This window comes from Xanthomonas sacchari (genome assembly GCF_024266585.1).
Lineage (GTDB): Bacteria > Pseudomonadota > Gammaproteobacteria > Xanthomonadales > Xanthomonadaceae > Xanthomonas_A > Xanthomonas_A sacchari_C.
The window spans coordinates 1,127,789-1,146,740 of the sequence record NZ_CP100647.1 but is presented as its reverse complement, the minus strand read 5'-3'; the positions used below and the strand labels follow the sequence as shown (position 1 = coordinate 1,146,740).

General features: G+C 69.1%; 20 protein-coding genes. 7 read left to right on the top strand and 13 right to left on the bottom strand.

Annotated elements, in window-relative coordinates:
• Window positions 1-26: 26 nt before the first annotated feature.
• From NKJ47_RS04670 to NKJ47_RS04640, 7 genes are all read right to left on the bottom strand, one after another.
• A complete protein-coding gene (locus NKJ47_RS04670; protein ID WP_254460366.1) occupies window positions 27-269 on the bottom strand; it encodes a DUF3079 domain-containing protein in 243 nt (80 codons plus the stop codon).
• A gap of 71 nt (window positions 270-340) precedes the next feature.
• The gene (xerC, locus tag NKJ47_RS04665) at window positions 341-1,351 is read right to left on the bottom strand and encodes a tyrosine recombinase XerC (protein WP_429002489.1); all 1,011 of its coding nucleotides are present in this window, start codon (window positions 1,349-1,351) and stop codon (window positions 341-343) included.
• A complete protein-coding gene (locus tag NKJ47_RS04660; protein WP_254460364.1) occupies window positions 1,348-2,013 on the bottom strand; it encodes a DUF484 family protein in 666 nt (221 codons plus the stop codon). The genes xerC and NKJ47_RS04660 overlap by 4 nt, the downstream gene beginning before the upstream one ends.
• Window positions 2,010-2,867 (bottom strand): diaminopimelate epimerase, encoded by an 858-nt coding sequence (dapF, locus tag NKJ47_RS04655; protein WP_254460363.1) that lies wholly within the window; start codon window positions 2,865-2,867, stop codon window positions 2,010-2,012. Before dapF ends, NKJ47_RS04660 begins: the two co-directional genes overlap by 4 nt.
• Window positions 2,860-3,108: an LPS translocon maturation chaperone LptM gene (lptM, locus tag NKJ47_RS04650; protein ID WP_254460362.1), complete on the bottom strand. Its 249-nt coding sequence runs from the start codon at window positions 3,106-3,108 to the stop codon at window positions 2,860-2,862. The genes dapF and lptM overlap by 8 nt, the downstream gene beginning before the upstream one ends.
• Window positions 3,109-3,169: 61 nt before the next feature.
• Window positions 3,170-3,550: a YbaN family protein gene (locus NKJ47_RS04645; protein WP_254460361.1), complete on the bottom strand. Its 381-nt coding sequence runs from the start codon at window positions 3,548-3,550 to the stop codon at window positions 3,170-3,172.
• Between the two features lie 674 nt (window positions 3,551-4,224).
• The gene (locus NKJ47_RS04640; RefSeq protein ID WP_254460360.1) at window positions 4,225-6,315 is read right to left on the bottom strand and encodes a S9 family peptidase; all 2,091 of its coding nucleotides are present in this window, start codon (window positions 6,313-6,315) and stop codon (window positions 4,225-4,227) included.
• 453 nt (window positions 6,316-6,768) lie between these two features.
• Here NKJ47_RS04640 and NKJ47_RS04635 point away from each other — a divergent pair, with 453 nt between their 5' ends.
• Together NKJ47_RS04635 and NKJ47_RS04630 are read left to right on the top strand one after the other, a co-directional pair.
• The gene (locus tag NKJ47_RS04635; RefSeq protein WP_254460359.1) at window positions 6,769-7,980 is read left to right on the top strand and encodes a pyridoxal phosphate-dependent aminotransferase; all 1,212 of its coding nucleotides are present in this window, start codon (window positions 6,769-6,771) and stop codon (window positions 7,978-7,980) included.
• Window positions 7,981-8,005: 25 nt separating this feature from the next.
• Complete coding sequence (locus NKJ47_RS04630; protein WP_254460358.1) at window positions 8,006-8,500, top strand: GNAT family N-acetyltransferase; 495 nt, start codon at window positions 8,006-8,008, stop codon at window positions 8,498-8,500.
• 135 nt (window positions 8,501-8,635) lie between these two features.
• Here NKJ47_RS04630 and NKJ47_RS04625 read toward each other — a convergent pair whose 3' ends face one another.
• Both NKJ47_RS04625 and NKJ47_RS04620 read right to left on the bottom strand, forming a co-directional pair.
• A complete protein-coding gene (locus tag NKJ47_RS04625) occupies window positions 8,636-10,741 on the bottom strand; it encodes a prolyl oligopeptidase family serine peptidase (protein ID WP_254460357.1) in 2,106 nt (701 codons plus the stop codon).
• Window positions 10,742-10,809: 68 nt separating this feature from the next.
• Window positions 10,810-11,109, bottom strand: coding sequence for a hypothetical protein (locus NKJ47_RS04620; protein ID WP_254460356.1), 300 nt, complete (start codon window positions 11,107-11,109; stop codon window positions 10,810-10,812).
• A 127-nt stretch (window positions 11,110-11,236) separates the two neighbouring features.
• Here NKJ47_RS04620 and NKJ47_RS04615 point away from each other — a divergent pair, with 127 nt between their 5' ends.
• From NKJ47_RS04615 to NKJ47_RS04605, 3 genes are all read left to right on the top strand, one after another.
• Window positions 11,237-11,824, top strand: coding sequence for a lipocalin family protein (locus NKJ47_RS04615; RefSeq protein WP_429002488.1), 588 nt, complete (start codon window positions 11,237-11,239; stop codon window positions 11,822-11,824).
• A gap of 47 nt (window positions 11,825-11,871) precedes the next feature.
• Window positions 11,872-12,573 (top strand): hypothetical protein, encoded by a 702-nt coding sequence (locus NKJ47_RS04610; RefSeq protein WP_254460355.1) that lies wholly within the window; start codon window positions 11,872-11,874, stop codon window positions 12,571-12,573.
• A 262-nt stretch (window positions 12,574-12,835) separates the two neighbouring features.
• Complete coding sequence (locus NKJ47_RS04605) at window positions 12,836-13,261, top strand: winged helix-turn-helix transcriptional regulator (protein ID WP_254460354.1); 426 nt, start codon at window positions 12,836-12,838, stop codon at window positions 13,259-13,261.
• A 317-nt stretch (window positions 13,262-13,578) separates the two neighbouring features.
• Here NKJ47_RS04605 and NKJ47_RS04600 read toward each other — a convergent pair whose 3' ends face one another.
• Entirely contained in the window at window positions 13,579-14,550 is a 972-nt protein-coding gene (locus tag NKJ47_RS04600) for a helix-turn-helix transcriptional regulator (RefSeq protein ID WP_010341069.1), read from the bottom strand.
• A gap of 182 nt (window positions 14,551-14,732) precedes the next feature.
• Between NKJ47_RS04600 and NKJ47_RS04595 the strand changes: the two genes are divergently transcribed.
• Both NKJ47_RS04595 and NKJ47_RS04590 read left to right on the top strand, forming a co-directional pair.
• Window positions 14,733-15,527, top strand: coding sequence for a DUF481 domain-containing protein (locus NKJ47_RS04595; RefSeq protein WP_254460353.1), 795 nt, complete (start codon window positions 14,733-14,735; stop codon window positions 15,525-15,527).
• Between the two features lie 388 nt (window positions 15,528-15,915).
• The gene (locus NKJ47_RS04590) at window positions 15,916-16,329 is read left to right on the top strand and encodes an ester cyclase (RefSeq protein ID WP_254460352.1); all 414 of its coding nucleotides are present in this window, start codon (window positions 15,916-15,918) and stop codon (window positions 16,327-16,329) included.
• 114 nt (window positions 16,330-16,443) lie between these two features.
• Here NKJ47_RS04590 and hemC read toward each other — a convergent pair whose 3' ends face one another.
• From hemC to NKJ47_RS04575, 3 genes are all read right to left on the bottom strand, one after another.
• Complete coding sequence (hemC, locus tag NKJ47_RS04585) at window positions 16,444-17,367, bottom strand: hydroxymethylbilane synthase (RefSeq protein ID WP_254460351.1); 924 nt, start codon at window positions 17,365-17,367, stop codon at window positions 16,444-16,446.
• A gap of 58 nt (window positions 17,368-17,425) precedes the next feature.
• Complete coding sequence (locus NKJ47_RS04580) at window positions 17,426-18,157, bottom strand: LytR/AlgR family response regulator transcription factor (protein WP_254460350.1); 732 nt, start codon at window positions 18,155-18,157, stop codon at window positions 17,426-17,428.
• 102 nt (window positions 18,158-18,259) lie between these two features.
• Window positions 18,260-18,925 (bottom strand): alpha/beta hydrolase, encoded by a 666-nt coding sequence (locus NKJ47_RS04575; RefSeq protein WP_254460349.1) that lies wholly within the window; start codon window positions 18,923-18,925, stop codon window positions 18,260-18,262.
• Window positions 18,926-18,952: the final 27 nt, after the last annotated feature.

Genomic DNA, 18,952 nt, shown 5'->3' with positions numbered 1-18,952 from the left:
TTCAAGCGTCGCCGTGAGCGGACGGGTTATCTGCGCGGCGAGCATGCCCCAGCCGCGCCGGATCGACGGCGATGCCCCGGGCGACGTGCCCATCCTCGCCTCGGGGTTTCGATCGGATGCGGGGTGTGGCCGGTGCCGGTGCCGCAGGCCAGATCCTGTGCGGCGCCATTGCCGTCGCAGTCCCGGCACAGCCGTTCGGGGCGGCGTGGTGCCAGCGGAAAGGAGGGCCATCGGTACGCCCTCGCGAGATGGGAGGGCAGTGTCGCCACGCCTGCGCCGGCACGCCTTGATCCAGAACAAGAGCGGGTACCGCAGCGGCCGTGCGGCCGCGATTCGGCGATCAGGACTTGCGCTTGGCGCGCGGGTGCGCCGCGTCGTAGACCTTGGCCAGGTGCTGGAAGTCCAGGTGGGTGTAGATCTGCGTGGTGGCGATGTCGGCATGGCCGAGCAGTTCCTGCACGCCGCGCAGGTCGCCGGAGGATTCCAGGATGTGGCTGGCGAAACTGTGCCGCAGCATGTGCGGGTGCACGTGCTTGAACAGGCCCTGGCGTCCGGCCAGTTGCTTGATCCGGATCTGCACCGCGCGCGCGCCGATCGGCGCCCCGCCGCGCCCCGGAAACACCGGTGCGGCGGGCTCGCCCCGGCTCTCTTCGCGCCACGCCAGCAGCGCGGTGCGCGCATGCGAGCCCACCGGCACCAGCCGCTGCTTGTTGCCCTTGCCCAGCACGCTGACCATGCCGGCGACGAAATCCAGATCGCGCCAGCGCAACGCGCACAGCTCGCTCAGGCGCAGGCCGGAGGAATAGAACAGCTCCAGCAGCGCGCGGTCGCGCAGGCCCAGCGGCGCATCGGTCGGCACTTCGACCAGGCGCACCGCCTCGTCCGCATCGAGCACCTGCGGCAGCTTGCGCGGCGCCTTCGGCGCGCGCAATGCCGCGGCCGGACTGGCGGCGATATGGCCGTGCTTGAGCAGCCAGGCGTAGAAACTGCGGCATGCCGACAGCCGCCGCTGCAGGCTCTTGGGCGACAGTCCGCGGCGGTGTTCGGCGGCGATGAACTGGCGCAGCTGCGCGGCATCGAGTGCGGCCGGCTCGCCGAGCAGGTTGTCCGCAGCCCACGCCGACAAGGCGGCCAGGTCGCGTCGGTATGCGTCCAGGGTATGCGCGGACATGCGCCGCTCGACCTGCAGGTAGGCGAGGAAGCGGGACTCGGGACCCGCGACCTGTGACCCGGGAGAAGCGGCCGCGCTGGCGGTAACAGCAGTGCCCTGCCCAGCCTGACGATCGGCAGCGCCGGGCCCGGCGCTGTCCCGGGCCCCGGGTCCCGGGTCCCGCGTCCCGGCCATGCTCATCGCTGCAACGCCACCGCCAGCGACTCGCCCATCATGCGCAGGAACAAGGTGCCCATGCCGGGATAGAAGCGGTTCGGGTCGCGGCTGCCGACCGCGATCAGGCCCAGGCCGGGCAGCGGCAACAGCGCGGTGGATTGCACCTCGTCCACGCGCTCGCCGTACAGCAGTGCCTGCTTTTCCGGTTGCAGGCGGCCGCAGATCGGCTCGCCGTCCTTCAGGCAATCGCGGAACGGCGCCAGCCGCGGATCGTCGGCCGCCAGCACCTGCAGCCACGGCGCCTGCTCCAGGCCGGACAAGGGCTGCAGCAGCACGATGCTGACCAGGTCGCCCTGGAAATCCTCCTGCAGCGAGGCGGCCATCGCGCGCACGCTGTCGGCGGCGCTGCGCTGGCGCATCAGCGCCAGGGTCAACTGATGGGTGCGCACCGCCAGCCGTTCGTTGGCCTGCGCGTTGGCGGCCAGCTCGCTCAGCCGCCGCGACAGCTCGCGGTTCTTGTCGCGCAGCACTTCCAGCTGGTAGCTGGCCAGCGACGCGGTGGGACCGTCGTCGCGCGGCACCACCAGGGTCAGCGCCAGGTCGGGAAACTGCTTCAGGAAGCCGGGGTGGCGCCGCAGCCACGCCGCCACCTCGTGCGCACCGAGCTTGTCCTGGCTGTCGCTCATCGGATCCATTCTCCATCAAAGACGAACGTCGCCGGGCCGGACATCACCGCCGGTGCGTCGTCGCGCGGCCACTGCACGCGCAGTTCGCCGCCCGGCAGGCTGATGCGCACGTCGCGCTCCACCCGGCCGCGCTGCATCATCACCGCCGCCGCCGCGCAGGCGCCGCTGCCGCAGGCCAGGGTCTCGCCGACGCCGCGCTCGTACACGCGCAGGCGCAGGTGGCCGCGGTCGATCACCTGCACGAAGCCGACGTTGACCGAATCCGGGAACGAGGCGTGCTGCTGCAACAACGGGCCCAGGCGTTCCACCGGCGCCGCATCGACCAGGCCCACTTCCAGCACCGCGTGCGGATTGCCCATCGACACCGCGCCGAAACGCACGCTCCCGCCCTGCAGCGGCAACACGTACTCGTCGCGCGCGCGCGGAAAACCGACCAGCGGCACATCCTCCGGCGCGAAGCGCGGCACGCCCATCGCCACGGCGAATTCGCCCGCGGCGCGGCGCTCGATGCGATGGCTGCCGGCCGGGCTCTCGATCACGAACTCGCCGTCGGCGGGCGCACTGCCGTCGCGCACCAGCCAGGCGGCGATGCAGCGCGCGCCGTTGCCGCATTGCCCGGCGGCGCTGCCGTCGGTGTTCCAGATGCGGTAGCTGGCGACCGCGGCGGGATCGTGCGGCGGCTCGATGGTCAGGATCTGGTCGCAGCCGACGCCGAAGTGGCGGTCGGCCAGGCGCATCGCCAGGGCGGCGTCCGGCGGCGGGGTGCCGTCGCGCAGGTCGAGCACCACGAAATCGTTGCCCGCGCCCTGCATCTTGCTGAAACGCAAGCGCGCGGCGTGGCGGGCCTCACTCATTCCCATCGGTGGGCACGGTGGTGTCGTTGGCCGGCGGACGCTGGCCATCCACCGGCTGCGCCTGCCCGGCGGGATCGGTGGTCGCCGGCGGGGTCGCGTCGGGCGCGGGCGCCGGGGTGGCCTCCACCGGGACCGGCTTCTGCGGCATCACCAGCGGTCCCTTGTTGCCGCAGCCGGCCAGGGCCAGCAGCACAGCGGCGGAAAGAACGAGACGGATCGGAGAAGAGGACGATGTGCTCATGCGCCGAGTATAGCCACACCGGCATGAACCGGCTGTGCCGCCATCGCAGCGTCGCGCGCGCTCATCGGCGCGGCGGTTCCGGGCGCCACCACAGCCATAGCGCCACCGCGCTCATGCAGCCGATCGCCAGCACCTGCACCCACAACCGATGCACGAACAGCAGCAGCACCAGCGCGCACGCGGCCATGGTCAGCGTCGCCATCCACTTGCCGCGCCGGCTGACCGCGCCATGCGCTTCCCAGTCGCGGATGCTGCGGCCGAAGCGCGGATCGCGCAGCAAGCGCCGGCGCAGCCGCGGCGAACCGCGCGCGGCGGCGTAGGCGGCGATCAGCACGAACACCGTGGTCGGCAGCCCCGGCACGAAGATGCCGACGATGCCGGTCGCCAGGCTGGCGTAAGCCAGCAGCCACCAGGCCCAGCGGAAACGGGAGTGCGTGCGCATCGCGCCATCATAAGCCCGCGTTGGCGCGCACTGGCGTCGACCCGCCCACTGCCGCGCCGCCGGGCGCCTGCCGCCGCGGCGGCGGCGGCGACACGCGAAGCCATTGGTGCGTCTGAGTTCACTGCAGTCGGGACTGAAGTCCCTCCCACAGCGAGCTGCCAGACCAACAGCGCCGCTGCCGGCCCTCGCATAGCACACATGCAACCCACCCATGAGAGGAACGGCTTCAGCCGCGACGATCGAAGCCTCCGGCTTATCCGACCTCCGCGCAGTCGGGACTGAAGTCCCTCCCACAAGGAGTGACCAGGCCACCAGCGCGACTGCCTGCTCTCGCGCGGTGATCGAGCGTTCCGCCCGCTGTAGGAGCGGCTTCAGCCGCGACGATCGAAGCCTCCGGCTTATCCGACCTCCGCGCGGTCGGGACTGAAGTCCCTCCCGCAAGGCGTCGCCAAACCGTCCGCGCTGCCGCATGTCATGGCGCATCGGGCCATCGCACCTTCAGCACCGACCCGGCCGCAATGCTCACTGTGGGAGCGGCTTCAGCCGCGACGCGTGAAGCCACAGGCCATCCGCCATCCGCCATCCGCCATCCGACGATTGGGACAAGCAGGCTTCACGCCAGCCTGCCCACCTGCACATCGGCCGGCCTGCAGGCCAGCCGACGCGCACCGCACTCACTTGACCGGTGACTCCACGCCCAGCTGGTCCAGCATGAACGCATAGGACTCGGCCATTTCGCGGTAGCGGCGGAAGCGCCCGGACTTGCCGCCGTGGCCGGCTTCCATGTTGACCCGGAACACGATCGGCTGGCTGCCGGTGTCGTACTCGCGCAGCTTGGCCACCCATTTGGCCGGCTCCCAGTACTGCACCTGCGAGTCCCACAGGCCGGTGCCGATGTACATCGCCGGATAGGCCTGGCGGGCGACGTTGTCGTAGGGCGAGTAGCTGAGCATGTAGTCGTAGTACGCCTTCTGCTCGGGATTGCCCCACTCGTCGTACTCGTTGGTGGTCAGCGGGATGCTCGGGTCGAGCATGGTGGTGACCACGTCCACGAACGGCACCTGCGCCACCAGCACGCGGTAGTCCTTGGGCGCCATGTTCGCCACCGCGCCCATCAGCAGGCCGCCGGCGCTGCCGCCGGCCGCGGCGACCCGGTCCGGGGCGGCGTAGCCCTGCTGCACCAGCCCGCGGGTGACGTCGATGAAGTCGGTGAAGGTGTTCTTCTTGTGCAGCAGCTTGCCCTGGTCGTACCAGTCGCGGCCCATTTCCTGGCCGCCGCGGATGTGCGCGATGGCGTAGACCACGCCGCGGTCGAGCAGGCTCACCACCGGCAGGTTGAACGCCGGATCGGTGGACATGCCGTAGCTGCCGTAGGCGTACTGGTACAGCGCGGCGCTGCCGTCCTTCTTGAAGCCCTTCTTGTAGACCAGCGACACCGGCACCTTGACCCCGTCGCGCGCGGTCACCCACACGCGTTCGGTCTGGTACCGGCTGGCGTCGTAGCCGATCACCGGCTGCTGCTTGAGCAGCTTGCGCTCGCCGGTGCGGGTGTTGAGTTCGTAGGTGGTGGCCGGGGTAGTCAGCGAGGTATAGCTGTAGCGCAGCCACGGCGTATCCGGCTCGGGATTGATCGACAGGCCCATCGAATACGCCGGCTCGTCGGCCTTGACGTACTCCTCCTTGCCGTCGGCGAAATGCAGGCGGATCCGCTCCAGTCCGTCGGAGCGCTCGGCGATGGCGGTGAAGCCGTCGAACAGCTCGAAGCCGTCGATGAACACCTTGTCGTCGTAGGGCAGCCAGCTCTGCCACTGGCTGCGCGCGGTGGCGCCGTCGGGCGCGGTCATCAGCGCGTAGTTCTTGGCCTTCCAGTTGGTGCGGATCACCCAACGGCCGTCGAAGTGGTCGGCTTGGTACTCGACGTCGCGCTCGCGCGGCGCCAGCACGGTGAAGCGCTGCGGATCGGCGGCCGGCGCGTAGCGCTGCTCGGAGGACACCGTGCTCTCCACGCCGATGACGATGTACTTGTCGTCGCGGGTGCGGCCCACGCCCATGTAGAAACTGTCGTCCTTCTCCTCGTAGACCAGCGTGTCCTGCGCCGCCGGGGTGCCCAGCACATGCTTCTTGACCCGCACCGTCAACAGCGTCTCCGGGTCGTTCTCGACGTAGAACAGGGTCTTGTTGTCGTCGGCCCAGACCACGTCCGGCGACACCCCGGGAATGCGGTCGGCGTAGACCTCGCCGGTGTCCAGGTTCTTGAAGCGCACCACGTACTGGCGGCGGCCCACGTCGTCCTCGGTCCAGGCCAGGAGGCGGTTGTCCTGGCTGACCGCCGCGTCGCCGACGCTGAAGTAGCCCTTGCCGGCGGCCATGGCGTTGACGTCGAGCAGGATCTCCTCCGGCGCCTCCATGCTGCCCTTGCGGCGCGCCTGGATCGGGTAGTCCTTGCCGCTCTCGTAGCGGGTGTAGTACCAGTAGCCGCGCTCGCGGTACGGCACGCTGCTGTCGTCCTGCTTGATGCGGCCGACGATCTCCTCGTACAGCCGGTCTTCCAGCGGCTTGAGCGGCTTCAGCACCTGGTCGGCATAGGCGTTCTCGGCATTGAGATAGGCCAGCATCTGCGGGTTCTTGCGCGTGTCGTCGCGCAGCCAGTAGTAGGCGTCCTGGCGAACGGCGCCGAACGGCGCCTTGACCGCATGCGGCTGCTTGGCCGGATGCGGCGGGGTGGCCGCGGCGGCGGAGGCGGAGGAAGCGAAGGAGGCGGTCATGAGCAGGACGAAGCTCGCTAGCAAGGGACGGTGGGGCATCTAATGGGGCTCCGGCGGCGGTAACGCAACGGGACGCCACCCGGGCCGGGCGGCGGCAGCGGGCGGACGCCGCGCAGTGCTGGCCGAGTCTCCCTGCAACGCTGCGCCGTGGCAAGCGCGCCAAGGCTCTCCGGAGCCGGCGATGCATCTCGAAGAGAAGGGCGGTTGCCGTGCGCGGCGCGAAGCCGGCATGGCGGGGGGAGGTCTTCGCCTGCGCGGCGGACAGCGCCTTGGCGCGACCGATAACCGCTCTGGCAGCCGCGCCTCACTCGCCGCGCGGCCGCGCGCAGCGTGATCCACCGCCCACTCAGCCCAAGAGCAAGCGCACACACGGTACCGCCATCGCACAACCGCTTCGTGGTCCACCCGACATCGCTAACACGCGCGAAAGCGCGCTCCTCTATCATCGGCGACATGGCCTCCCTTCCCGGCGACACCCTCAGCGCCTCGCCCACCGCGCCCCGCTACAGCCAGCGCAGCCGCGAGATCGAACCGTTCCACGTCATGGCGCTGCTGGCCCGCGCCAACGACCTGGAGCACGCCGGCCACGACGTGATCCACCTGGAGATCGGCGAGCCGGACTTCACCACCGCCGCACCGATCGTCGCCGCCGGCCAGGCCGCGCTGAACGCCGGCCACACCCGCTACACCGCCGCGCGCGGCCTGCCCGCCCTGCGCCAGGCGTTGGCGGACTATTACCGGCAGCGCCACGACGTCGACCTGGATCCGGCGCGCATCCTGATCACCCCCGGCGGCTCCGGCGCGCTGCTGCTGGCCAGCGCCCTGCTGGTCGATCCCGGCCGCCACTGGCTGATGGCCGACCCCGGCTACCCGTGCAACCGCCACTTCCTGCGCCTGGTCGAAGGCGCCGCGCAACTGGTACCGGTCGGCCCGGACAGCCGCTACCAACTGACCCCGGACCTGCTGCAGCGGCACTGGAACGCGGACAGCGTCGGCGCCCTGGTGGCCTCGCCGGCCAACCCCACCGGCACCGTGCTCGCGCGCGCCGAACTGGCCGCGCTGTCGCAGACGCTGCACGCGCGCGGCGGGCACCTGGTGGTGGACGAGATCTATCACGGCCTCAGCTACGGCATCGACGCGCCCAGCGTACTCGAGGTCGACGACGCGGCCTACGTGCTCAACAGTTTCTCCAAGTACTTCGGCATGACCGGCTGGCGCCTGGGCTGGCTGGTGGCGCCGCGCGCGGCGGTGCCGTCGCTGGAGAAGCTGGCGCAGAACCTGTACATCAGCGCCTCCAGCATCGCCCAGCACGCAGCGCTGGCCTGCTTCCTGCCGGAAACGCGGCAGATCCTGGAAACGCGCCGCGCCGAGTTCGCGCAGCGCCGCGACTACCTGTTGCCGGCACTGCGCGCGCTCGGCTTCCGCATCGAGGTCGAACCGCAGGGCGCGTTCTACCTGTATGCCGACGTGTCCGGGTTCACCGACGATGCGCAGGCGTTCTGCGCGCACTTCCTGGAAACCGAGTACGTTGCGTTCACCCCGGGCGTGGATTTCGGCCGTCACCGCGCCCGCCAGCATGTGCGCATCGCCTACACCCAGAGCCTGCCGCGCCTGCAGGAAGCGGTGGCGCGGATCGCGCGCGGGCTGGCGCGCTGGACGCGCTGAGGCGGCCTGCGGCACCGAAAAGCCCATGGAGCCCTTCATCCCGACCTATCGCGAAGCCATCGACTCCGATCTCGGTGCGATCTGCGCGCTAGGCGAAGAAGTGAATGCGCTCCACCATGAGGCGTTTCCCCACATCTTCGCCGGCGCGGGCGCCGCGGACCGCGACGCGGCCCACTGGCACAGCAGCATCGGCCGGGACGATGCCACCACCATCGTTGCCGAAGCGCAGGGCGTGCTCGTCGGTTTCGTCACGGTCAGCATCGTCACCGAATCGCACTCGCTGCTGCAGCCCATGCGCTTCGGCCGGGTGGGCAGCGTGGGCATCACCCGACGCCATCGGGGCCGGGGCATCGGCCCGGCGCTGATGCAGCGGGCGCACGAGTGGGTGGCGCGACGCGGCGGTGTCGAAATGCGCCTGAACGTCTGGGCCTTCAACACGCATGCGCTGCACGTGTACGAAGCACTTGGCTACGACGTCCGGTCGCTGGTCCTGGTCAAGCCGTTGGCCGGCGGAGCCTGAGCAGCCGCGGCGGCAAGACCAGGACGAGAACGCGGGCAGTGCCGGCGCGCTCGCGACGCACCGCGTTGCGCGCCGGCTCGAGCGTGCACTGACGCACGCTGGGCCAGGTCGCGATCCGCGCCCCGACCGCACGCCTCACTTGGACAAGCGCTCCCACAGGAAGCTGTAGGCCAGCGCCTGCATGTGCGCCGCCTGCGCGTTGTTGGCCGCCCCGCCATGACCGCCTTCGATGTTCTCGTAGTAGGTCACGTCCTTGCCGGCGTCGATCATCTTCGCCGCCATCTTCCGCGCATGGCCCGGGTGCACGCGGTCGTCGCGGGTGGAGGTCAGGAAGATCACCGGCGGATAGGTCTTCTTCGGGTCGAACAGGTGGTACGGCGAGAAGGTCTGGATGAACTTCCAGTCGTCGGTGTCCGGGTTGCCGTACTCGGCCATCCACGAGGCGCCGGCCAGCAGGTGGCTGTAGCGCTTCATGTCCAGCAGCGGCACCTGCACCACCACCGCGCCGAACAACTGCGGGTACTGCATCAGCATGTTGCCGGCCATCAGCCCGCCGTTGCTGCCGCCCTGCACGCCCAGGTGCTTGGCGGAGGTGATCTTGCGCGCGACCAGATCCTGCGCCACCGCCGCCATGTCCTCGTAGGCCTTGTGCCGGTTCTGCTTCAGCGCCGCCTGGTGCCAGCGCGGGCCGTACTCGCCGCCGCCGCGGATGTTGGCCAGCGCGTACACGCCGCCCTGGTCGAGCCAGGCGCGGCCGAGGCTGCCCGAGTAGAACGGGGTCATCGAGATCTCGAAGCCACCGTAGGCGTACAGCAGGGTCGGCGCGCTGCCGTCGGCCTTGAGCTGCTTGGGCCGGACCAGGAAGTACGGGACCTTGGTGCCGTCCTTGGACACGGCGAAGTGCTGCTCGATTTCGTCCTTGGACGCATCGAAGAAGCTCGGCATCGCCTTCAGCGTCTCGATGCTCTGCGGCCCGCGCTGCACGTCGGCCAGCATCAGCGTGGTCGGGGTCAGGAAGTCGGTGGAGGTCAGCCACACCTGGTCGTTCTCGTCGGCATCGACCGCATCGACGCTGGTGCTGCCGAAGGCCAGGTCGCCGACCGGGAACGGCGCGCGCGCCCACGCGCCCTCGCCCGGGGTCAACACCCACAGCCGGCTCTTGACGTCGTCGAGCACGTTCAGCACCAGCCGCGACTTGGTCCAGGCGAAGGACGCCAGCGACGCGGTCTCGGTCGGCGTGAACAGCACCTGGAAGTCGCGCTTGCCGGCCATGAAGTCGTCGAACTTGGTCACCAGCAGCGCGCCGGCCGGGTAGGTCGTGCCACCCACCGTCCACGGATCGCGCAGCTCCAGCGTCAGCCACTGGCGGTGCACGCCCTTGTTGGCCGAGTTGGGCACGTCGATCTTGGTCAGGCGGCCGTCGGCACCGCGCAGGTACATCTCGTCGTTGTAGAAGGCCAGCGTGCGGCTGACGAAGTCGCGCTCGTAGCCGGGCGTGTCGTCGTGCATCGCGGCGATGTACATGTCGTCCGGCTTGCCCTCGTAGACCAGCGTGGCGCTGCTCATCGGGGTGCCGCGCTTCCACTGCTTGACGATGCGCGGGTAGCCGGAGCTGGTCAGCGAGCCGGGGCCGAAGTCGGTGTACAGGTACACGGTGTCGGCATCGATCCAGCTCAGCCCGCCCTTGGCCTCGGGACGGAAGAAGCCGTCCTTGATCCACTGCTTGCTGTCCAGGTCGAACTCGCGGGTGACATCGGCGTCGGCGCCGCCGCGCGACAGCGCGATCAGGCAGCGGCGGTACTCCGGGCGCAGGCAGTTGGCGCCGTGCCACACCCAGTTCTCGCCCTCGGCCTTGTTCAGCGCGTCCAGGTCCAGCACCGTCTCCCACTTCGGCTCGGGCTTGCGGTACTCCTCGAGCGTGGTGCGGCGCCACAGGCCGCGCTCGTGCGCGCGGTCCTTCCACAGGTTGTAGTAGTACGGGCCGATCTTCTGGACGGCCGGGATCTTGGCGTCGGAGTCCAGCACCTCGCGGATGCCGGCCTCGCGGGCCTTGAAGGCGGGGGTATCGGCCAGCCGCGCCTCGGTCTTGGCGTTCTGCGCCTTGACCCAGTCCAGCGCCTTGGCGCCGGTGACGTCTTCGAGCCAGGCATAGGGGTCTTGGGGCATCGCGGTTTCCTTGGCCGCGGCGGTGCCGGCGGTGAGCAGGCCGGCGAGCAGGCAGGCGTGTGCGAGTGGGGACATGGGTCGGATCCGGGAAGGACAGCGCCGCACCCTAGCACGCGCCAATTGCCGGCCTCCCCTGCCGAAGGTCAGGCCGGACGCGCGGAGCGCACTGCGGGTCCGCGTCGCCGCGCCTGCGCCCGTGGCCGGGCCCGCCACTGCCCCCACAGGCGGCGCAGCGGCGGCAGCGGGAAGCGGTGCAAGGCCCACCAGGCGCTCAACGGCATGCCCAGCAGCCACAGCGGCCGCCAGCCCAGCCATTCGCTGTGGCCGCGCGCGGCCGGCCACACCAGGACCAGGGCCAGCCCGGCCAGGATCGCCTGGCGCAGCAGGCGGCGCAGGCCCGGGTGCGGGACGTGGGGACGCGGGGAGGACGGAACGATCGGCATGACGGCGGCTCCTGGAGGTCGAGGCGCGCAGCGTGCCGCCGCGACATCTCAGGGGCTGCGACGCATCATTGACATGGCGCTCGCGCATACTTGACCAGCGTTCGCCCTTCGCCCCGGAACCTTGTCTATGCGCCTGCTTTCCCTGTTCGCCTCCGTGCTGCTGCTGGGCATGGCCGTCCCGTTGCCGACGGCCCGCGCCAAGTCGCTGGACCCCGAACATGAACCGGCGCAGCCGCCGATCGACCTGCAGCGCTTCATGGGCCGCTGGTACGTCATCGCCCATGTGCCCTACTTCGCCGAGCGCGGCCACGTCGCCAGCAGCGACGAGTACACCCTCAAGGACGACGGCAAGATCGCGGTGCGCTACCAGTACCGCGAGGGCTTCGACGAACCGGTCAAGGAGATCACCTCGCGCGCCACGGTCAAGGAAGGCACCGGCAATCGCCGCTGGACCACCTGGTTCTTCGCCGTGGTGCCGACCAAGTACCGCATCCTGGAAGTGGCGCCGGACTATTCCTGGGCGCTGATCGACTACCCCGGCCGCGACCTGGCCTGGGTGTTGGCGCGCTCGCCGAACATGAGCTACAAGCAATACCGCGAACTGGTGGACAAGCTGGACCACCAGTACGGGGTCAATATCGACAAGCTCAAGCGCGTGGCGCAGCGCCGCGACCAGGTCGGCAAGCTCGGCTTCGAAGTGCCGAACAAGCCCTAGGCAACGCCCGGATAGGTTACCTTTAAGAGCAGGGTTCTGAAAAACCAATGATTGCCAACGTCGCTACAGACCTACTCGTAGCGTATTATTCAACTTATTCCAGCCATCTCGTTGAAATTGATCCTCATGTAAGAAACGAGACAAGCGAGACAGAGTGCCTTTGGATTGGAAGTTATTTTGATCTGATCCGCTCACTGCGTAGCAAGCCTAGCGTCATCGTTGATCTCGACGCGAATGTCTTCAAAAGCACCGAATATCCAAGATCCATTTTTGCCGTCCAAGCCGATATCCGCAGCTTGCCTTTCAAAAAAATATTTGGCCGGGTATTGATTCCTGGCTGCGTTACGGCGTACCTGCTGAAGGACCGTGATGTCCTTAGCGCAGCCGAGTCCATTGCGAGCGTTCTCAATGGCAGCCATGAAACCACTTTGTGGTTGGATGCATATGATAATGCAAGCATACTAGATAGCGGCTACTTCAATCAGAAGTGCGAAGTCAGGCTTTTTGAAAACACCTGGTTAGTAGTGTCTCGATATACGAAGCGCAACAACCATCCGTTCTTGTTCGACGTCACCCTATCCTTCCTTCAACGCGGCATCTCAGGTCCGCCCATAACCATAACGTTCCAGCAGCGGGCCTTTACCGTCTGCGAGCTTGATAACATGTTCAGTCAACATGGATTTAAACTTAAGAAACATGAAACCCAGCAAGCACGAGGCCGCCACAGCTTAACGTTTTCTGCCAAATGAGATAATAGATTTCAGGCCTTAGCTGAAAAATTAAGATTAAAAAGACAGGTTTTAATTACAAGGGCGGCTCGCGCTGCGCCAAGCCGGCGCACCCGCCGATACCCAGACGCCGTTCGATCCGCATCGTCGCGCGTCTGCCACCGCCCAGCGCCGCCACGCCATCGCGCGCCGGCGTGGCTGCCACCGACGTCCCGATCATCCTTCGCTCAGCGAACCGCCCGGCGCGGCCCGTATGATCGGGGGCGCCCTCCCCCACAGACAGGTGCACCGCTTGGCCAGCGTCCTCTCCGAACCCCTCGACGAAGCGCCGCGCGGCTGCGCGGACGCGACCCTGCTGCGCGGCCAGGTGTTCGCGCAGAACTGCCCGTCCCGCGCAGTGCTCAGCCATGTCACCAGCCGCTGGGGCGTGCTGGTGCTGGTGGCCCTGCGCAAGGGCACCCACCGCTTCGGCGACCTGCGCCGCAGCCTGGAAGGGGTCAGCGAGAAGATGCTGTCGCAAACCCTGCAGGCGCTGGAGGCGGACGGCCTGGTGCAGCGCACCGCCTACCCGGTGGTGCCGCCGCACGTGGAATACGACCTGACCCCGCTCGGCGAGGAAGCCGCTGCCCACGTGCACGCACTGGTGGACTGGATCGAGCGCAACATCGGCGTGATCCTGGGCGGCGGCGCGCCGCTGGATGCGGCGTAGGCGTCCACATCCAGCAGAATCTGCGACGGGCATGGTGCGGCAATGCGCCGGTCGCGGCTGAAGCCGCTCCTACGACAGCCGTTGCGTCGCACGGGCCAGGGATTGCTGCAGCATCAGGCGATGCACGCCGCGGCGGCGACGCGGTGGCGAACGCGTGGGCCGCTCACTCGTAGGAGCGGCTTCAGCCGCGACGCACGTTACCCGGGAATGCCCGTCGCGGCTGAAACTGCTCCTACAGGTTACCTTCCATCGCTAGAGCTCCCTGAAGCCGCTCCTACGGAAATCGCGTCGCGCGCAGTGGCGTCTCGATCGTCGCTTCAATCGTCGCTGTAGTTGCTCAGCGCCAGCGACAGCAGCGCCTTGGCCTGTTCGCGCAGCGAGCGCGGCTCGACGATCTCCGCGTCCGAGCCGTAGTGCAGCACGTCCATCAGCAGTTCGCGCGAGACGCTGTAGGGCACCTTCAGCTCGTAGCGGCCGTCGGCCAGGAACCGGCCCTGCTGCTTGGAATGCCAGTGCTCGTCGGCGACCCAGCGCGCCGCCTTGGGGCTGAACACGATGGTGGCCCAGCCCTTGGGCGCGCCGGAGAAGATGCCGTAGCTGGCCGCCAGCTGCGAATCCAGTTCGGCGTCGGCCACGTCCTGCGCCGGCTGGTCGAGCAGGCGCGCATGGTTGATGCGGTCCACCGCGAAGCTGCGCACCGCGTCGCGGCCATGGTCCCAGGCGTCCAGGTACCAATTGTCGCGGTAGTGGGTGATGCGCTGCGGCGACACCGTGCGCTTGGTCGATTCGTCGGTGGAGCGGGCCCGGTAGTCGAAGGACAGGCGCTTGCGCTCCAGCACCGCCGAGGCGACGGTGCGGAAACTGGCTTCGTCGAGCTTGCGGCCGCGGTGCGGGATCACCCGCACCCGCTCCACCGGCCAATGGGTCGCCCCGGCCTGGGCCGCGAGCAGGCTCTCGATGCGCTGCTGCAGCGGCGCCAGCACCGAGGACAGGACGCCGCCGCCGGTCCGCGCCAGCAACTGCTGCGAGGCCAGCAGCGCGTGCAGTTCCTCCGAACTCAGCCACAGCCCCGGCAACTCGAAGCGGTCGCTCTCCCCGGACTCGTAGCGGAAGCCGGCCTCGCCGTCGCCCTCGACCGGTGCCATCAGCGCATCGCGCAGGAAGGCCAGATCGCGATAGACGGTGGCGCGGGAGCAGCCCAGTTCGTCCTGCAGCCGCGCCACCGTCACCGGGTAGCGCGCGGACTTGAGCAGGCGGTGCAGTGCGTTGATGCGTTCGTAGCGGTCCATGTCCCCGATTATGTCTGAGTCGCGGGCGGAAAACGCCTGCCCGGCGTGGCCACCTGCGGCGCGCCCGAACCGTCGATGAAGCCGGCGCCGGCGGCCGGCCAGGGTGTCATGTGGATCCGGTATGATGAAATCGTTTCCATTTCGTTAGCCGAAGGCTGCGTCCTCATCCCCGGAGAGAAGCCATGTCCCGCCGCGCCACCCACGTATCCGCCATCGCTTTGCTGCTGCTGAGCACGTCCCCGGCCTGGGCCGCCGACGTCGCGACCTCGCCGGCGGCCACGGACCCGGCCAGTTCGCCGTGGAGCGGATCGGGCGAACTCGGCTTCGCCTCCTCGCACGGCAACAGCACCAACGAAAGCCTCAACGGCCGGCTCAAGGGCCAGTACGTGGACGGCGACTGGATCCACAGCCTGGACCTGCTCGCCCTGCATGCCAGCGCCGAGTACACCGACACCAATCCGGACGGCACCACCACGCGCAAGCGCCAGACCACCTCCAACCGCTACACCGGCAGCGCCGGCAGCGCGCTGCAGCTCGGCGAACACCGCCAGCTGACCGCCTCGCTGCGCTACGAGCGCGACGACTTCGCCACCTACGACCGCCTGGCGACGATCGGCATCGGCTACGGCACCCGGATCATGGACGGCGATCACCGCAGTCTGGACGTGCAGATCGGTCCCGGCGTGCGCCGCGCCCACGATGTGGTCGAGGACCGTACCGAGACCGGCCTGATCGGCCGCGGCCTGGTCGACTTCAAGTACGGCCTGACCAAGAACACCGATCTGGGCAACACCCTGCTGATCGAATCGGGCGCGTACAACACCTTCGCGCAGAACGACCTGGGCATCTCGGTGAGCATGAACGAGCGGCTGGCACTGAAGGCCGGCTGGCAGGCGCGCTACAACAGCGACGTCAGCGACGACAAGAAGAAGACCGATACCTTGACCACGATGAACCTGGTCTACAAGTTCAAGTGAGCCGGGAGTGGGGATTCGGGAGTCGGGATCGGTAAAGGCAGGAATCCCGGGTTTGGCGACATGGCGGTGCCGGTCGCCGTACGGTTTCGCCGCCGTCGCCGCACGCCACCACGTCGCGCTGTGACGCATTCCGCCAGGCACGGCCTCATCGGTGACAGTCGAGCGCCGCGATCCACCCCAGGGCACGCCATGCCTAAGGCGTGACGGTCCCGCTGCTCGAGCTGCCAGCCCTCCTCGGCAAAGAGGCCGATTGTGAACACCCCAGACCGATGGGAGGCGTTCACCGGCCGTATCTTTTGAAGGATGTTCAATCGGGACAGAGGCGCTGCCTCCCCGCGATCTTCAGATGCCCAGTAGGTGTATAGCTGTGCCCGAAACGGAGGCTGTGATGACCGTATCCGATCCAAAGACGGTGGTACGCCGCTTCAACAAAGAGGTGATCGAAGGCGGTGATCGCACCGCGTTCGAGGCGCTGATGGCGCCGGGGTTCGTCAATCGATCCGCCCCGCCCGGCGCTCCTGCAGGAAGCGAGAGCATGTGGAGTACCTTCCATGACATTCTCCGGCCCGCATTGGCCGGATTGACGGTGACGATTCACGACCAGGTCGCCGAGGGTGGCAAGGTGACGACCCGCAAGACCGTGTCGGGCAGGCATACAGGGACGCTGTTCGGGGTGGAACCGACTGGAAAGATGGTCAGCATCGACGTGATCGACATCGTCCGGGTCGAGGACGGTCGCTATGTCGAGCATTGGGGCCTCAACAACCTGCCGACGGTACTCGCTGGCTTGCAGCGCGGTTAGTCGACCCTGCGGTAGCTGCTGTAGGAGCGGCTGCAGCCGCGACGGGCTTTCCCGGGAAGGCTTGTCGCCGCTGAAGCCGCTCCTACGGGATTACACGCCCACTGCCTGCCGCCGTCAGACCGGCAGCTCGACATCCAGCAGCTCGCGCGCGCCGGCGCCGAGCAGGGCCGCGGCCACGGCCTGGCCCAGCGCCTCCGGCTCGCGGGCGCTGCGCTGCAGCTCCGCCCGCACCAGGCGCCCGTCGGCGACGCCGCCGACCAGGCCCTGTAGCAGCAGCTCCTCGCCGCGCCACTGCGCGAAAGCGGCCACCGGCACGTGGCAGCTGCCGTGCAGGGCGCGGTTCATCGCCCGCTCCGCCTCCACGCAGGTGCGGGTCGGCGCGTCGTCGAGCGCGGCGAACAGCGCCCGCGCGGCACCGGCGTCCTCGCGGCATTCCACCGCGATCGCGCCCTGCGCCGGGGCCGGCAGCCAGTCCGGCGCCTGCAGGCGCTGGGTGATGCGTCCGTCCAGGCCCAGCCGTTGCAGGCCGGCGCAGGCCAGCACGATGGCGTCGTAGCCGCCGTTGTCGAGCTTGGCCAGGCGCGTGTTGACGTTGCCGCGCAGGTCCAGCAGTTCCAGGTCCGGGCGCCGCGCGCGCAGTTGCGCCTGCCGCCGCAGCGAGGAGGTGCCGACGCGCGCGCCCAGCGGCAGCGCGTCCAGCGAGGCATAGAGGTTGGAGATCAGCGCATCGGCCGGATCGGCGCGCGGCAGGATCGCCGGCAGCACGAACGGCCGGTCCAGCTCCATCGGCACGTCCTTGAGCGAATGCACCGCGCAATCGGCCTCGCCGCGCAGCATCGCCAGTTCCAGCTCCTTCAGGAACAGGCCCTTGCCGCCGATCGCCGCCAGCGAGCGGTCCAGGACTTCGTCGCCGCGGGTACTCATCGGCACCAGCACCACGTCCAGGTGCGGATGCGCGCGGCGCAGGCAGGCGGCGACATGCTCGCTCTGCCACAGGGCGAGCGGACTCTTGCGGGTAGCGATGCGCAGGATCTTCATGCGCGCATTATCGCGGAAAGCCGCCGTCCGCCGCTGCCGCCGCGTGGCCCGGGCGGGGTCAGCGCTGGTGGATCTCCTTGCGCAACTGCGCCACACAGCGCCGGCTGACCTCCAGCGGCTGCTTGCCATGGCGCAGTACCGCCTGCACCTGGCCCTCGCCGAGCCGGCGCAGCTCCACCAGTTCGTGGCGCGCGACCAGGCAGTTGCGGTGGATGCGCACGAAGCGCTCGGCGAACTCCTCCTCCAGCGCGCGCAGCGATTCCTCGATCAGGTCCTCGCCGCGGGCGTGGTGCACCACCACGTATTTTTCCTCGGCCTGCAGGTAGTGGATGTCGTCGACCGGGATCAGCCGCAGGCTGCCGCGCAGGCGCGCGCACAGGTGGCTGCGGCGCTGCGGCGCCGGCGCGGCGGCCGCGCCGCTGCCGCGCCCGGCCATGAAGGTGCGGGCGCGTTGCAGGGCCGCGGCCAGGCGCTCGGCACGCACCGGCTTCATCAGGTAGTCGATCGCCGCCGCCTCGAACGCGGACAGCGCATGCGCATCGTAGGCGGTGCAGAACACCACGGCCGGGCGCGGTTCGAAGGTGGCCAGGTGGCGGGCGGCCTCCAGCCCGTCGAGACCGGGCATGGCGATGTCCAGCAGCACCAGGTCCGGCTGCGCGGCGGCACAGGCGTGCAGCGCTTCCATGCCGTTGTCGGCTTCGGCCACCACTTCCACCCCGGCATGCGCGGCCAACAGCGTGCGCAGGCGTTCGCGCGCCAGGGGCTCGTCGTCGGCGATCAACACCTTCACCCAGGTCTCCTCGCTCGGCTGGCGTGCGCTGCGGCCGATACTAGCCCCGGTTCCGGGCGCCCGCCATGGGCATCGCACCATGCCGCCACGCGGCCGCCACCCTCAGGCGCCGGCGATGCAGGCGTCCATCCAGTCGCCCAGGTCGGCGATTTCCTCGGCGCAGACCTGGTGCGCCATCGGGTAGCGCCGCCACTGCACCGGCATGCCCAGCGCCTGCAGGGCCTGTGCGGTGCGCTCGGCATAGGGCTGCGGGATCACCGGGTCGGCCTGGCCATGGGCCATGAACAGCGGCTGCGTCAGCGCCGCCGGGACATGCCAGCGGGCGACGCTCTCCAGTTCCGGCAGATAGGTGGACAGGCCGATCAGGCCGGCCAGCGGCCGTTCGCGGCGCAGGCCGGCGGCCAGGGTGATCGCGCCGCCCTGGGAGAAGCCGGCCAGCAGCAGGCGCTCGGGCGGCACGCCGCGCGCGTCCTCGCGCGCGATCAGTTCCTCGACCTGGGCCACCGATTCGGCGACGCCGGCGCTGTCGGCGCGGTTGGAGAAGTCCATGCTGACGATGTCGTACCAGGCGCGCATGCGCACGCCGTTGTTGACCGTCACCGCCCGCACCGGCGCGTGCGGGAAGACGAAGCGCAGGGCCGGCCAGTGCGGCCGCACCAGCTCAGGCACCAGCGGCGCGAAGTCGTGGCCGTCGGCGCCCAGGCCGTGCAGCCACAGGACGGTCCAGCGCGGCGCGGCGCCGGTCTCGTGTTCCACTGTCTCCAGCATGTCGGTTCCCGATGGATGAGGCCGGAT

Excerpts from the sequence above, each read along its gene's own strand:
- NKJ47_RS04595 (WP_254460353.1), top strand. The coding sequence starts at position 14,733 with ATGTCCCGCCGCGCCACCCACGTATCCGCCATCGCTTTGCTGCTGCTG.
- NKJ47_RS04600 (WP_010341069.1), bottom strand. The coding sequence starts at position 14,550 with ATGGACCGCTACGAACGCATCAACGCACTGCACCGCCTGCTCAAGTCC.
- NKJ47_RS04590 (WP_254460352.1), top strand. The coding sequence starts at position 15,916 with ATGACCGTATCCGATCCAAAGACGGTGGTACGCCGCTTCAACAAAGAG.
- lptM (WP_254460362.1), bottom strand. The coding sequence starts at position 3,108 with ATGAGCACATCGTCCTCTTCTCCGATCCGTCTCGTTCTTTCCGCCGCT.
- NKJ47_RS04640 (WP_254460360.1), bottom strand. The coding sequence starts at position 6,315 with ATGACCGCCTCCTTCGCTTCCTCCGCCTCCGCCGCCGCGGCCACCCCG.
- NKJ47_RS04610 (WP_254460355.1), top strand. The coding sequence starts at position 11,872 with ATGATTGCCAACGTCGCTACAGACCTACTCGTAGCGTATTATTCAACT.
- xerC (WP_429002489.1), bottom strand. The coding sequence starts at position 1,351 with ATGAGCATGGCCGGGACGCGGGACCCGGGACCCGGGGCCCGGGACAGC.
- NKJ47_RS04645 (WP_254460361.1), bottom strand. The coding sequence starts at position 3,550 with ATGCGCACGCACTCCCGTTTCCGCTGGGCCTGGTGGCTGCTGGCTTAC.
- NKJ47_RS04625 (WP_254460357.1), bottom strand. The coding sequence starts at position 10,741 with ATGTCCCCACTCGCACACGCCTGCCTGCTCGCCGGCCTGCTCACCGCC.
- NKJ47_RS04620 (WP_254460356.1), bottom strand. The coding sequence starts at position 11,109 with ATGCCGATCGTTCCGTCCTCCCCGCGTCCCCACGTCCCGCACCCGGGC.
- NKJ47_RS04660 (WP_254460364.1), bottom strand. The coding sequence starts at position 2,013 with ATGAGCGACAGCCAGGACAAGCTCGGTGCGCACGAGGTGGCGGCGTGG.
- NKJ47_RS04635 (WP_254460359.1), top strand. The coding sequence starts at position 6,769 with ATGGCCTCCCTTCCCGGCGACACCCTCAGCGCCTCGCCCACCGCGCCC.
- NKJ47_RS04575 (WP_254460349.1), bottom strand. The coding sequence starts at position 18,925 with ATGCTGGAGACAGTGGAACACGAGACCGGCGCCGCGCCGCGCTGGACC.
- hemC (WP_254460351.1), bottom strand. The coding sequence starts at position 17,367 with ATGAAGATCCTGCGCATCGCTACCCGCAAGAGTCCGCTCGCCCTGTGG.
- NKJ47_RS04630 (WP_254460358.1), top strand. The coding sequence starts at position 8,006 with ATGGAGCCCTTCATCCCGACCTATCGCGAAGCCATCGACTCCGATCTC.
- NKJ47_RS04615 (WP_429002488.1), top strand. The coding sequence starts at position 11,237 with ATGCGCCTGCTTTCCCTGTTCGCCTCCGTGCTGCTGCTGGGCATGGCC.
- dapF (WP_254460363.1), bottom strand. The coding sequence starts at position 2,867 with ATGAGTGAGGCCCGCCACGCCGCGCGCTTGCGTTTCAGCAAGATGCAG.